At 68.7% G+C, this 13108-nt stretch carries 13 protein-coding genes; 9 read left to right on the top strand and 4 right to left on the bottom strand.

Annotation, left to right across the window (positions count from 1 at the left end; genetic code table 11):
• Window positions 1-46 precede the first annotated feature (46 nt).
• The 7 genes from R8G01_18080 (at window position 47) to R8G01_18050 (ending at window position 7050) form a co-directional block, all read left to right on the top strand.
• On the top strand, window positions 47-418 hold the full coding sequence (locus R8G01_18080; GenBank protein ID MDW3215912.1) for a metalloregulator ArsR/SmtB family transcription factor: 372 nt from the start codon (window positions 47-49) through the stop codon (window positions 416-418).
• Window positions 415-1497, top strand: coding sequence for an ACR3 family arsenite efflux transporter (gene arsB / locus R8G01_18075; GenBank protein ID MDW3215911.1), 1083 nt, complete (start codon window positions 415-417; stop codon window positions 1495-1497). The genes R8G01_18080 and arsB overlap by 4 nt, the downstream gene beginning before the upstream one ends.
• 198 nt (window positions 1498-1695) lie before the next feature.
• Entirely contained in the window at window positions 1696-2430 is a 735-nt protein-coding gene (locus R8G01_18070) for a CoA pyrophosphatase (protein MDW3215910.1), read from the top strand.
• A 36-nt stretch (window positions 2431-2466) separates the two neighbouring features.
• Window positions 2467-2925 carry a hypothetical protein gene (locus R8G01_18065; GenBank protein MDW3215909.1) on the top strand — a complete coding sequence of 153 codons (459 nt, stop codon included), beginning with the start codon at window positions 2467-2469 and terminating at the stop codon, window positions 2923-2925.
• Between the two features lie 66 nt (window positions 2926-2991).
• Window positions 2992-3843, top strand: coding sequence for a 3-hydroxybutyryl-CoA dehydrogenase (locus R8G01_18060; protein MDW3215908.1), 852 nt, complete (start codon window positions 2992-2994; stop codon window positions 3841-3843).
• Complete coding sequence (gene aat, locus R8G01_18055; GenBank protein MDW3215907.1) at window positions 3843-4595, top strand: leucyl/phenylalanyl-tRNA--protein transferase; 753 nt, start codon at window positions 3843-3845, stop codon at window positions 4593-4595. The genes R8G01_18060 and aat overlap by 1 nt, the downstream gene beginning before the upstream one ends.
• A gap of 484 nt (window positions 4596-5079) precedes the next feature.
• A complete protein-coding gene (locus R8G01_18050) occupies window positions 5080-7050 on the top strand; it encodes a protein meaA (GenBank protein MDW3215906.1) in 1971 nt (656 codons plus the stop codon).
• Here R8G01_18050 and R8G01_18045 read toward each other — a convergent pair.
• From R8G01_18045 to R8G01_18035, 3 genes are read right to left on the bottom strand one after another with little or no spacing between them, the layout of a single operon-like run.
• Entirely contained in the window at window positions 7037-8824 is a 1788-nt protein-coding gene (locus tag R8G01_18045; GenBank protein MDW3215905.1) for a hypothetical protein, read from the bottom strand. The two genes, R8G01_18050 and R8G01_18045, sit on opposite strands and share 14 nt — an antisense overlap.
• A gap of 37 nt (window positions 8825-8861) precedes the next feature.
• On the bottom strand, window positions 8862-9563 hold the full coding sequence (locus R8G01_18040) for a hypothetical protein (GenBank protein MDW3215904.1): 702 nt from the start codon (window positions 9561-9563) through the stop codon (window positions 8862-8864).
• A gap of 46 nt (window positions 9564-9609) precedes the next feature.
• A complete protein-coding gene (locus R8G01_18035) occupies window positions 9610-10026 on the bottom strand; it encodes a LysM peptidoglycan-binding domain-containing protein (GenBank protein MDW3215903.1) in 417 nt (138 codons plus the stop codon).
• Between the two features lie 3 nt (window positions 10027-10029).
• Here R8G01_18035 and R8G01_18030 point away from each other — a divergent pair, with 3 nt between their 5' ends.
• Both R8G01_18030 and R8G01_18025 read left to right on the top strand, forming a co-directional pair.
• Window positions 10030-10962: an alpha/beta hydrolase gene (locus tag R8G01_18030; GenBank protein MDW3215902.1), complete on the top strand. Its 933-nt coding sequence runs from the start codon at window positions 10030-10032 to the stop codon at window positions 10960-10962.
• Window positions 10959-11609 carry an alpha/beta hydrolase gene (locus R8G01_18025; protein ID MDW3215901.1) on the top strand — a complete coding sequence of 217 codons (651 nt, stop codon included), beginning with the start codon at window positions 10959-10961 and terminating at the stop codon, window positions 11607-11609. The genes R8G01_18030 and R8G01_18025 overlap by 4 nt, the downstream gene beginning before the upstream one ends.
• 37 nt (window positions 11610-11646) lie before the next feature.
• Here R8G01_18025 and crtI read toward each other — a convergent pair whose 3' ends face one another.
• On the bottom strand, window positions 11647-13089 hold the full coding sequence (gene crtI / locus R8G01_18020) for a phytoene desaturase family protein (protein MDW3215900.1): 1443 nt from the start codon (window positions 13087-13089) through the stop codon (window positions 11647-11649).
• Between the last annotated feature and the right edge of the window lie 19 nt (window positions 13090-13108).

Genomic DNA, 13108 nt, shown 5'->3' with positions numbered 1-13108 from the left:
TGTCGATATGTTGCCAGATGTATCGAAGTCTGTCAATATGTTTCTCATGACCGACACCGACATCGCCTGCACCCCGGACTGCTGCGTGCTCGAAGCACCGCTCGACGACACCGGCGCGACGGTGCTGGCCGCGCAGCTCAAAGCGCTGGCCGACCCCACCCGACTCCGGCTGCTCTCGCTGATCGCCACGTCGCCGACCGGTGACATGTGCGCCTGCAATCTGCCCAGCGCTGTCGACAAGTCGCAACCGACGGTCAGCCACCACCTCTCACAGCTCGTGCAGGCCGGCGTGATCACCCGTGAACAGCGCGGCAAGTGGGCATGGTTCCGGCTCAACCCCGGCTGTCTGGCCGCGATCCGGGCCGCGCTCGGCGCGGACGCAGCGCTCGCCGGCGGCGGCGAACGGTCGCCGGCATGACCCACGAGACCGACGTCCGCGCCGAACCCGACGAACACCACGTGGTCGCCCGGCTGTCGACGCTCGACCGCTTCCTCCCGGTGTGGATCGGCGTGGCGATGGTGTCGGGCATCCTGCTGGGCAAGACCTTCAGCGGGCTCGACGACACGCTGGACCGCGTCAAGATCGACTCGGTGTCACTTCCGATCGCCGTCGGACTTCTGGCGATGATGTACCCGGTGCTCGCCAAGGTCGAGTACCGCTCGATCGGCAGCGTGGTCGACCGACGGTCCTTGGTCCTGTCGCTCGTGCTGAACTGGCTCATCGGCCCGGCGCTCATGTTCACCCTGGCGTGGGTGCTGCTACCGGACCTGCCCGAGTACCGGACCGGGCTCATCATCGTGGGCCTGGCCCGCTGCATCGCGATGGTGTTGATCTGGAACGACCTCGCCTGCGGGAGCCGCGAACTCGCTGCCGTGCTGGTCGCGATCAATTCCGTGTTCCAGATCGCCGCCTACTCCCTGCTCGGCTACTTCTACCTCGAACTGCTCCCCGGCGTGCTCGGCCTGGACTCCGACGGGATCGACGTCACGGTGTGGGACATCACCAAGTCCGTCCTGATCTTCCTCGGTATCCCGCTCGCGGCCGGCTTCCTCACTCGGATGATCGGTGAGCGCCGTCGAGGGACCGAGTGGTACGAGGGCACCTTCCTCCCGAAGATCGGCCCGATCGCCCTCTACGGGCTGCTGTTCACGATCGTGATCCTGTTCGCCCTCCAGGGAGACGCGATCACCGGGGCACCGTGGGATGTCGTCCGCATCGCGATCCCGTTGGTGATCTACTTCGCCGTCATGTGGGGTGGGGCCTTCGCCGTCGGTGTGGCACTCGGGCTCACGTACGAGCGAAACACCTCGATCGCGTTCACCGCGGCGGGGAACAACTTCGAGCTCGCGATCGCCGTGGCGATCGGTGTGTTCGGTGTCTCGTCCGGCCAGGCGCTCGCCGGCGTCGTCGGCCCCCTCATCGAGGTGCCGGTTCTCGTCGGCCTCGTCTACGTCGCACTCTGGGCACGACAGCGCTGGTACCCGCCCGCGGCGTGAACCGACGCCCGCGACCGACCGGTCACCGCATGACGGTCGTCGTGGAAGAACTCGATCTGCAGCCGACGCTCGTTCGTCGGTTCGCAGACGAAGCAGGTTGGTCTCGAAGCCCCAGTCGTCGTTGTACCGGCGGTGCCGGGTGATCGGTGTTCGTCGGGTTCGCACTGGCGGCCACCGCGATGCGACAGTGGTCGCACCGTGAACGTCCCCGACACCATCGACTATTCCGCCGACCTCCGCGATCGACTCACCGATCACCTCGGGCGTCACGATCGTCGGACGGCCGATCTCGACGGGCGCAAGCACGCCGCCGTCGCGATCGTCCTCACCGACAGCGAAGTCGGCGAGGACCGGCTCGACGCCCAGATGCCCGACGACTGGACCATGGAGCGTGTGCCCGGCGACATCGGCGGCCTCGACGGCCGTATGATCGGCGTCGCCGGCGGGGCGGCGTTCCTGCTCTGCCGACGCGCGTCACGGCTGAACAGCCACGCCGGCCAGTGGGCCCTACCCGGCGGCCGACTCGACCCCGGCGAGACCCCGGTCGACGCGGCGCTCCGCGAGCTCGACGAAGAGGTCGGTCTCCGCCTCGGCGACGAGGCCGTCGTCGGGTGGCTCGACGACTACCCGACTCGGTCGGGTTACGTGATCACGCCGATCGTGCTCTGGGCCGGCGGCAACGGCGATCTGCGCCCGTCGCCCGACGAGGTCGTCGCGGTGTATCGGATCGGTCTCCATGCGCTGCGCGACGGCGAGACCCGCTTCGTCTCGATCCCCGAGAGCGACCGGCCGGTCGTCCAGGTGCCGCTCGGTGGCGATCTGATCCACGCCCCGACCGGCGCGGTGCTCTACCAGTTCCGCGAGGTCGGCCTGTTCGGACGGGTCGGCGAACGCGTCGATCACTTCGAGCAACCGGTGTTCGCCTGGGGCTGATCGGCACCTCCGGGATCCGGACTATCGTCTCGGACCATGTTGATCGCTGCGTACCGGGACACCGGGTACAACCTCGTCCTCTTCCTCCACATCGTCGCCGTCCTGGTCGCCATGGCACCGGCGGTCGTGCACCCGATCCTGTTCGAACTCGAGAAGCGGCGGGACGACGGTGACCTCGTGGCCCTCTCGCAGCGCATCGCCGCGTCAGCGCAGATCTACGCCATCGCGGTGGTCGTCGCCGGCGTCATCGGATTCGGGCTCGTCTCGATGAGCGACGGGTTGATCGAGTGGGGCGACACCTGGGTGTGGCTCAGCATCCTCGTCTGGATCGCCCTCAACGGCGTCCTCCACGGCGCGATGTTCCCGGCCGAACGGCAGTTGGCCGGTGGCGACCGATCGGCGATGGCCAAGATCGAGCGCATCGGCCCGGTGCTCGGCGTCATGGTGCTGGCGCTGATCTACCTGATGACGGTCAAGCCCGGCGGAGGATTCTGACGCCGCCCCCTCACGCCCGACGCTCCGAGTTGACGCGGGTTACCCAGCGGTAACTATCCTGCCGTCATGGCAGACATCTTCGAGGTGGGCATCGTCGGTTCCGGCATCATGGGGGCCGGGCTGGCCGAGGTCGCCGCTCGGGCCGGTCACGACGTCGTGGTCCGATCTCGGACGATGGAGGGGGCCGAGGCCGTCCTCGCCACGATCGGCAGCGGGCTCGATCGGCAGGTCGCCAAAGAACGTCTGACCGCCGACGAGCGCGACGAGATCCTCGGCCACATCCGGGTGACCGACCATCTGGGTCAGCTCGCCAACTGCGATCTCGTCATCGAGAGCGTCGTCGAAGACCTCACGATCAAGAAGGCCCTGTTCGCCGAACTCGAGCAGATCGTCAAGCCGGAAGGTCTGCTCGCCACCAACACCTCCACGCTGCCGGTCGTCGAACTGGCGATGGCCACACAGCGTCCCGCGCTCGTGTGCGGCATCCACTTCTTCAACCCTGCGCCAATGATGAAGTTGGTCGAGATCGTCCGCCCGGTCACGGCGAGCGACGACACGATCGCTCGCGCCACGGCATTCGCGGAGCGATGCGGAAAGGACGCCGTCCTCGTCGAGGACCGCGCCGGCTTCATCGTCAACGCCCTGCTGTTCCCCTATCTCAACAACGCGATCCGGTTGAGTGAGAACGGCACGGCGTCGATGGAGTCGATCGACACGGCGATGCAGGGCGGGTGCGGTTTCCCGATGGGACCGTTCGCACTGCTCGACCTCGTCGGCCTCGACACCTCGCTCTCGATCCTCGACGCGCTGTACGCAGAGTTCCGTGATCCGAACTACGCCGCCATGCCGACGTTGCGTCGAAAGGTCGCGGCCGGGCAACTCGGCCGCAAGAGCGGCCACGGGTTCTACTCCTACTGATGAGCACCCTCACCGGGGTGCGCAGGGGCAGCGAGCGCGAGGATGGTGAGGTGAGCGAAGGACGAGAGCGGCCGTTCGGGTCGACGGGCTTGTCGGGGCAGCGGACGATCACCCCGATCGAGCCGCCACCCACCCGGTGGACGATGCCGTCCGACGGACCCGTCGACGACAGCGACATCGTCGCGATCGGTGCCGACCTGGAACCCGGCACCCTGCTCGCCGGCTACCGCAACGGGATGTTCCCGATGCCGTTCGACCGTCGACGGATCGCCTGGTTCTCACCCGACCCGCGTGGTGTCCTGCCGCTCGACGGTCTGCGCGTCACCCGGTCGCTCCGCCGGAGCGTTCGACGCTACGACGTGCGGATGAACACCCGGTTCCGGGCCGTGATGGAGGCGTGCGGAGACCCGCGACGCGCCGGTGCATGGATCAACCGCGACTTCGTCGATGCGTACGAGCGACTGCACGACCTCGGCTGGGCGCACTCGATCGAGATCTATCGGCCGGGCTCGGACGAACTCGTCGGTGGTCTGTACGGCGTGCACATCGGCGGGCTGTTCGCCGGCGAGTCGATGTTCCACACCGCGACCGACGCGTCGAAGGTCGCGTTGGTCCACCTGGTCGGCTGGTTGCGCGAGGTGGGCGTCACGTTGCTCGACGTGCAGTGGCAGACACCGCACCTGGCGTCGCTCGGCATCATCGAGATCCCTCGCGACGACTATCTCGAGCGGTTGCACGAGGCCGTGACATGACCGGCGAACGGCGGCCAGTCGAGGCCATCAGCCCACGTGGCGAGGGAAGCGCCAGCGACGAGCCACAGCCGAGAGCAGCCGAAGTGAGCGCCAGCGAACGGCGGCCAGTCGAGGCCATCAGCCCACGTGGCGAGGGAAGCGCCAGCGACGAGCCACAGCCGAGAGCAGCCGAAGTGAGCGCCAGCGAACGGCGGCCAGTCGAGGCCATCAGCCCACGGGGCGAGGGAAGCGCCAGCGACGAGCCACAGCCGAGAGCAGCCGAAGTGAGCGCCAGCGAACGGCGGCCAGTCGAGGCCATCAGCACGGAGTGGTACCCGATGCCGGTGGGCCGCCACCCACCGGCATCGAGATCTGACCGACCGTTTGTCCCAGATGCCGGTCGGAGGTTCCCGCCACATCGTTGTGGCCCGGCGTTGTCGGTCGGACAACGTGTTATCGACGCGCCGACGCCAGACCTTGAGACAGAATTCCAGAGGAGCTACCCGTGACGACAGAACGTGACCGCCCGTGGATGATGCGGACCTACTCGGGGCACTCGACGGCCGCCGCATCGAATGCGCTCTACCGCACCAACCTGGCCAAGGGGCAGACGGGGTTGTCGATCGCGTTCGACCTGCCGACGCAGACCGGTTACGACCCCGACAGCGAGATGGCGCGCGGCGAAGTCGGCAAGGTCGGCGTGCCGGTCGCCCACCTGGGTCACATGCGGACGCTGCTCGACGGCATCCCGCCCGGCCAGATGAACACGTCGATGACGATCAACGCCACCGCGTCGTGGCTGCTGGCCCTGTACGTCGCCAACGCCGACGAGCAGGGTGTCGCGTCGAACGAGCTGCGGGGCACGACCCAGAACGACATCGTCAAGGAGTACCTGTCGCGAGGTACGTACATCTTCCCGCCGGCGGCGTCGCGGCGGCTGATCGTCGACATGGTCGCCTGGTGTGCCGAGCACGCGCCGGCGTGGAACCCGATGAACGTGTGCTCGTACCACCTCCAGGAGGCGGGGGCGACGCCGGTCCAGGAGATCGCGTACGCGATGGCCACCGCGATCGACGTGCTCGACGCGGTCCGTGACTCCGGCCAGGTCGACGACGACCGGTTCGGCCAGGTGTTCGGGTCGATCTCGTTCTTCGTCAACGCCGGCATCCGGTTCGTCGAGGAGATCTGCAAACTCCGTGCGATGACCGAGATGTGGGATCTGATCGGGCTCGAGCGGTACGGGGTGACCGACGCGAAGGCGCGCCGGTTCCGCTACGGCGTGCAGGTCAACTCGCTGGGGCTCACCGAGGCGCAACCCGAGAACAACGTGCAGCGCATCGTGCTCGAGATGCTCGGCGTCTCGCTCTCGAAGCGCGCACGCGCCCGCTCGATCCAGCTCCCGGCGTGGAACGAGGCGCTCGGCCTCCCCACCCCCTGGGACCAGCAGTGGTCGCTGCGGATGCAGCAGGTGCTCGCCTACGAATCGGACCTGTTGGAATACGACGACCTCTTCGACGGGTCCCATGTGGTCGAGGCGAAGACATCCGAGTTGAGCGAGCAGGCCCAGGCCGAACTCGACGACGTGCTCGCGATGGGCGGTGCGTTCGAGGCGATCGAGACGTTGAAGGCTCGGCTCGTGACCTCGATGGCCGAGCGCACTCGACGCATCGAGTCGGGCGAACAGATCGTGGTGGGTGTGAACGGCTTCACCGAGACCACCGATTCGCCGCTGGGCGGCTCCGGTGCGATCCTCACGGTCGACCCGGCGGTCGGCGCCGAGATGGCAGCTGACGTCCAGGCGTGGCGCAGCGAGCGCACCCAGGCCGCCGTCGATGCCGCCGTCGACGAACTCCGGCGCGTGGCCGGCACCGACGAGAACGTGATGCCGGCGACGATCGCGCTCGCCAAGGCCGGCGGCACCACCGGCGAGTGGGGCCTCGTGATGCGTGACGTGTTCGGTGAGTACCGGGGCCCCACCGGGGTCGGCGGAGCGACCGGCGGCGCGGGTGGACCGCTGGCCGCCGTCGCCGAACGGTCGCGTGCGCTGCCGGGCGGCCCGACAAGGCTGCTCGTCGCCAAGCCCGGGCTCGACGGACACTCCAACGGTGCCGAGCAGATCGCGGTCGGCGCCCGCGACGCCGGCATGGAGGTCATCTACTCGGGGATCCGGCTCACGATCGATCAGATCGTTGCGTCGGCCCGCGACGAAGATCCCGACGTCATCGGCGTCTCGATCCTCAGCGGATCGCATCTCGAACTGGTCCCCGACCTCGTCGCCCGACTGCGCGCCGACGGCGTCGACGCCCCCGTGGTGGTCGGCGGCATCATCCCCGAGGACGACCGGGCTCGTCTGACCGACGCCGGCGTCGCCCGTGTCTACACCCCCAAGGACTTCGAACTCGCGACGATCATGAACGACATCGTCGACCTCACCGCGACGCACCGCGGTGTGGCACCGGCGTCTACTGGTACGTGATCAGGAGGGGCAGCGGATCGAACAGGCCGCCGAGCACCTCGGCGGCACCCAGGAGGTCGGTGTCCTCGTCGTAGAACAGCTTGAGGCCCATGTCGAGCGGCGGATCGGCCCGGACGACGTCGTACGAATCGAGTTTGTTGGGGCGATCGCCGAACCCGTCCATGTGGATCGTCAACGCCACACCTGGTCGTTCGACGAGCTGGTCGCGGTTGGTGATCATGCGATCTTGGAACTGGTGCACGATCACGAGCTTCTCCGGCAGGTCTTCCTCGGCGACGAGCTGCGCCACGTAGTCGATGACCTGGTTGACCTCGGAGGCGTCGACCTGGCCGACGACACCTCCCTTCGGCCGGGCCGGAGCCGGCGTGCGCCATTCGGGGTCGAGCGCGATGCCGACATCGGGTTGCCGGAGGAATGCTTCGTAGTACTTCGCTTCGGTGAGGAAGTCGGACTGGCCGGGCTGGATGTCGAGGATCAGGTAGTACCCGTGGCGGCGGGCGACGTCGAGGTACTCCTGCACGAACTCGGGCGACGACCGGATGTTGTAGACGTCACGGTCTTCGGGGGTGCCGGTGGCGAGGGTCGCGATCAGTTCGAAGGCAGGCAGCACGGGTTCGTCGCCGGCCCGCCACGGTTCGGCGATCTCCTCGAGCCGGGCGGCGGTCTCGCTCGGCGTCTGTTCGCCGAGCACCCCGAGCCGGGCCGATCGCTGGGTCCCGTACATCGCGACGACACGACGGTCGGGGAAGAAGGTCTGCCCGGGACACGACGCGTCCGCTGCGGCCTCGACCGGGGCGAGCGCCGACGACGGAATCAGGGCGAGCAGGTGGAGCACCAGGTCGGTGCGTCCGGTCGTCGACAGGCAGAGCTCGCCGCCGGCGCCGACCGGGACGACCGCCATCGTGTGCTCGGTGGTCCCCTCCTCGTACTCGATCGCCGGCGTGCCCGGCGTCGATTCGGGAGCGAACACGGTCACCGTGCCCGCTTCGAGTGGCTCGACCGCCGAGAGGCTGACCACCAGGCCGCCGATGTCGCCGAGACCGTTGAACCGGGAGGCGAGCGGGACGCGGAGCGTCGACGATTCGGGCCGGACCCCCACGGCGGCCAACTTGCCGTCGGCGGTGACCCCGGCAGCGGTCGTGTCGACGACTCGGACCGGGTTGGCGAACGGTCGGACCGCAGCCTGATCCGCGAACGCGGTGACGTCGAGGACCACGTCGACCGGCGTCGACGGCACGACACAGATCGTCCCGCCGGTGCTCAGCGGAACCAGGAGATTGCGGATGGTGGTTCGCGACGGTCGGACCCGAACGCTCGGCGACGCATCGATCTCGCCGCCACAGGGTTGGACCACGATCTCGCTCGGATCGGGCCCGGCGGTGGCCGTGATGGTCACCGCCACCAGGCCGGTCTCGGTTCCGGCGCCCGAGCGGCCGCTGATCGGCACTTCGAGTGTGCTGCCGGCGGCGATCACGCCGATGCCGGCGATTTGGCCGTCGACGGTCGTCTGTCCGGACCGGGTGTCGACGAGACGCACCGGCGATGACAACGGTGCGAGGAACGACCCGTCCGTTCGCGGGCCGGTCGCGTCTGCCGACGGGTCCGACACCGTCGGTGAACCGTCGATCGCCTGCCCGGCAGGGCTGCCGGCGTCGGAGCCACGCGTCAGCCACACCACGGCACCGACGACGACGATCGCCCCGATGCCGATGATGATGCCCGACGGCAGGCGGGAGCGGCCGGGCCGGTCGTCGATCGGACCGGGCAGACGCATCTGCCGCTCGGCCGGCCGGCCGTGACGGCGAGCGCCGTCAGGCCGGGACGGCGACACGCTCTGACTCGATCCAGGCTTCGAGGGCCGGGCCGGATTCGAAGCTGGTGATCAGTGCGTACCGTGGCGCGTCACCGAGGTGGACCACCACGTGCCAGAGGCGTTGCGTGTCGACCACGAACCGTGCGCCGCGGTGCAACGGCACCCGGCGTTCGGTCGAAGGGTCGGGCAGTCCGTCGGCGTCGTTGTCCATCAGGAGCATGTAACTGTTCGGGTTGTCGGTGAGCTCGACCCACGAGCGGACCACCCAGCCCTCGTCGTCGGGGTTGAAGCGGTTGTTGTCGTCGCGATGGATCGACCGGATCGCCGTCTCGCGGTCTTGCGGTTCGAGCTTGATCGTGCGGACGCGGCCGAAGTTGGCGCCGACGTCGTCGACGTACGACCGCAGGGTGGGTGCGATCTCGGCGTTGGAGGTCCAGAGGGCGTCCTTGTCGGTCTTGCCCTTGTCCCAGAAACCCCGACAGTCGAGTTGCCCGTCGGCGGAGGCGATCGGGGCGAAGTTGGTGTCGCCACCGGACTTCCAGTCGAGGTACTCGAGCGTCTCCCATTCGCTGCGTGGCACATCGACCGGCATGTCGCGAAGGACGACCACGCCGGTCTCGTCGAGTGCGGCCAGTCGCGGATGTGGCGTCCGCAACGGAATCTTCACGCTCCAGTGATCCTGGTTGGGCCAGAAACTCATGCTGTCGAGTCTACGAAGACCCGCGCCGGAACCCTGTCAACCGTCGTCAGGGGGCCTCGGTGGTCGATGAGGGTGTCGGGAGCTCGTCGACGATGCGATAAGGCGGAATCTTCAGCGTCACCCCTGGTGGGACGTTGTTCGGATCGTTGATCACATCCTCGTTCGCCTCGATCAGGAACTCGAGCGGTACCTCGAAACTGCGGGCGATCAGCGACAGGTTCTCGCCCCGTTTGACCGTGTAGAGCTCGATCGTCGGGTCGAACAGCGTGGTCGTCGTGCTGCTGGTGGTCGTCGTGCGGATCGGGGGCAGCGTGCCGAGCCCCTCGGTGCTCTCACCGCCGCATGCCGCCGCGGCGACGAGCACCAGGGCGAGCGCGGGGAGCAGGGTAAGCCGGTCGGGCCGGAACGGACGAGGAAGGATGCGCTGGATGCGCCACAGCGTAGACGCGCTGCCTAGCCTCACCTCGTGCCCTCCGACCCGATCATCGACGTTCCCGGTGTCCGCGTTCCCGATCGGGAGTACCGGATCGACGCCGGTGGTGTCGGCATCGCGCTGCACGAGTGGGGTGACGCCGACTCGCCACCACTGATGCTCGCCCACGGCGGGTTCGACTTCGCACGAACGTTCGACGTGTTCGCGCCGCTCCTCGCCGACGCCGGATGGCGAGTCGTCAGTTGGGATCATCGCGGCCACGGCGACAGCGACCACGCCCACCTGTACTCGTGGGACGCCGACCTCCGTGACGCCGCGTTCGTGTTCGACCACGTCGCCGGCCGCGCCGCCGTGCCGACGGTCGGTCACAGCAAGGGTGGCGCACTGCTCGTCCAACTCGTCGATGCGCAACCGTTCCGCTTCTCCGCGCTCGTCAACATCGACGGGATCCCGTCCAAGCGGCGGATCCCCGACATCGCCGAGCACGAACGCACGAAGATGCTCACCGGCGAGGTCACCGGCTGGCTCGACCATCGGGGACGGACCGCCGGAGCGCAGCGCAAGCCCGGCACGATCGACGAACTGGCCGCTCGCCGAGGGCGGATGAACTCGCGCCACTCGATCGACTGGCTCCGCTACCTCGTGACCGTCGGAGCCACCCAAGACGACGAAGGGTGGCGCTGGAAACTCGACCCGGCCATCCGGTTCGGCGGATTCGGCCCGTGGCGCCCTGAGTGGTCGCTGTACCGGCTCGCCGGTCTCGGTGTCCCGTTCTACGGCATGCTCGTCGAATTGGAGGAGGAGATGGGTTGGGGCACGACGCCCGACGACGTCCTCCCCTACGTCCCCGAGGGCGGACGACTCGACGTGCTCGACGGCGTCGGGCACTTCGCCCACATCGAACGACCCGCCATGGTGGCCGATCTCACCCTCGACTTCCTCGGGCCGGTTCGGAGGGCGTCATGAGCATCGAGACCCTGATCCACAACCGAGTCCGACTTGCGCTCCACACGTTGCGCGAGGCCGACGCCGGTCACCCGCTGCTCCTCCTCCACGGGCTCGGCGAGCGGTCGCCGAGCGAGGTGCCCGACGCCGTCGCCGGGTGGAACGGTCCGATCACGGCGCTCGATTTCACGGGCCACGGGGCGTCGACGATGCCGGTCGGCGGCGGGTACACGGCCGAGATCCTCATGGCCGACGCCGACGCAGCGATCCAACACCTCGGGGATGCGACGATCGTCGGGCGCGGGCTCGGCGCCTACATCGCCCTGCTGATCGCCGGCGCCCGACCGGCGCTCGTGCGCGGGGTCGTGCTCGCCGACGGACCCGGTCTGTCGGGTGGCCCGAGCTCACCGACGTCGCAGCCGGTGTTCTCCCTCGATCCGGTCGATGCGCCGCCCGACCCGTACGCCCTCGCCGAGCTGGGTCGCGACCTGCGACCGCCCGACTACGCGACGGCGTTCAGCCGTCTGGCGGTGCAGGGGTCCGATCTCGACCAGCCGATCACCGTCGTCGCCCGATTCCGGCCGTCGTGGATTCGAGCGGTCGCCGGTGAGCCGGGGGTCGGCGAGGCCGACTCGATCCGCGCCGGCCTCGAGCTCTACCAGGCCTGAGTCGCCGGCTCGACGCCGATCGCGGTGTCGAGCGACGTCACGAATCGCCGTGTCGGTCGGCAACGAGGTCGGCCACGATGCGGGCGCCCGCCGCCACGAAGGGGAGGCCACCGCCGGGATGCGCGGATCCGCCGACGAGATAGAGGCCGTCGACCGGGCCGACATTGTCGGGCCGCGAGAACACCGCCCGCTTGCCGTTCGACGACGTGCCGTGGATCGCACCTCCGGGCGCCCGGTACCGGGCATCGAAGTCGGCCGGGAGCAGCGTTCGCGTGAACTCGACCCGGTTCCGGAGGTCGAAGCCACGCTCGGCCAGCCGGTTGAGCACGCCGGCCGTCATCAGCTTCCGATCGATCCCGATCGCCGGCGGTGTCGTGACCCGGATGCACCAGTTCTCGCTGTCGGGCGGCGCCTGCCCCGGGTCGGTCACCGCCGACACGGAGGCATGAATCGTCTGGTCGATCGCGAGTTGGCCGGCTTCGAGGAACTGGAACTCCTGGCGGTCGTGGAGGGGGAAGAACACGTTGTGGTGTGCAATGCCCTCGGTCCGTCCTCGGATGGCCGCGCACAGCACGAACGCGCTCGTCGACGGCCCCGCCTTGTCGAGCTGTCTGGCCTGCTTGGGGCTCGGGAGCAGGTCGACGTAGAGGTGTGACGCATCGACGTTCGACACGACGATCTCGGCCGGCTCGGACCCCCCGTCGGCGAGTTCGACACCTGCGACCGCTCCACCCTGCACGGAGATGCGACCCACGTCGACATCGGTCCGGATCTCGACGCCCATCGATCCTGCGACCCGGGCGAGCGCGTCGCGCAGCCGGCCGATCCCGCCGGTCACGTGCCAGACGCCGTGGGCCTGCTCGATGTGCGCCGCTCCGGCGAGCGTGGCCGGTGCTCGATACGGCGACGAGCCGGAGTACGTGGCGTACCGGTTGACGAGCTGCTGCAACCGCTCATCATCGAAGAACGACGCCGACGCCTTGGCGAGCGTGCGGCGGGCGTCGATGCGGGCACGTTCGAGCGGCGACGTGACCCTCGACAGCGACGATCCCGGCGGGGCGCTCAGGATGGTCCGCTCGCTGGTTTCCCAGAGCTTGGCGGTATGTTCGGCGAACTCGTGCCACGCCAGACCCGATCCCGGAGCCAGCCGCTCGATCTCGGCGATCGTCTCCACCGGGTCGTCGCGCAGATCGAGGGTCGACCCGTTCGGCCACCAGCAGCGGATCTGCGGGTCGAGCCGAACGAGTTCGACCTCGTCGGCCAGCGTCGTGTCCGCGAGCCGGAACACGTCGTCGAACAGGTGGGGCAGGGTCAGCGCGGTCGGTCCGAGATCGAAGCGGTATCCGGCCTCGTCGAGATCGGCGACCTTGCCGCCGACGATCGGGTTCCGCTCGAGCACGACCACGTGGTGGTCTGCCGCCGCCAACCGGATCGACGTGGTCAACCCCCCGATTCCGGACCCGACGACGACGGCTTTCACGTCAGCTGTCCTACCAGAC

The sequence above is a fragment of the Ilumatobacteraceae bacterium genome (assembly GCA_033344875.1).
GTDB lineage: Bacteria > Actinomycetota > Acidimicrobiia > Acidimicrobiales > Ilumatobacteraceae > Ilumatobacter.
Note: the sequence above shows the minus strand (reverse complement) of the source record. Positions and strands in the feature narration are given on the sequence as shown.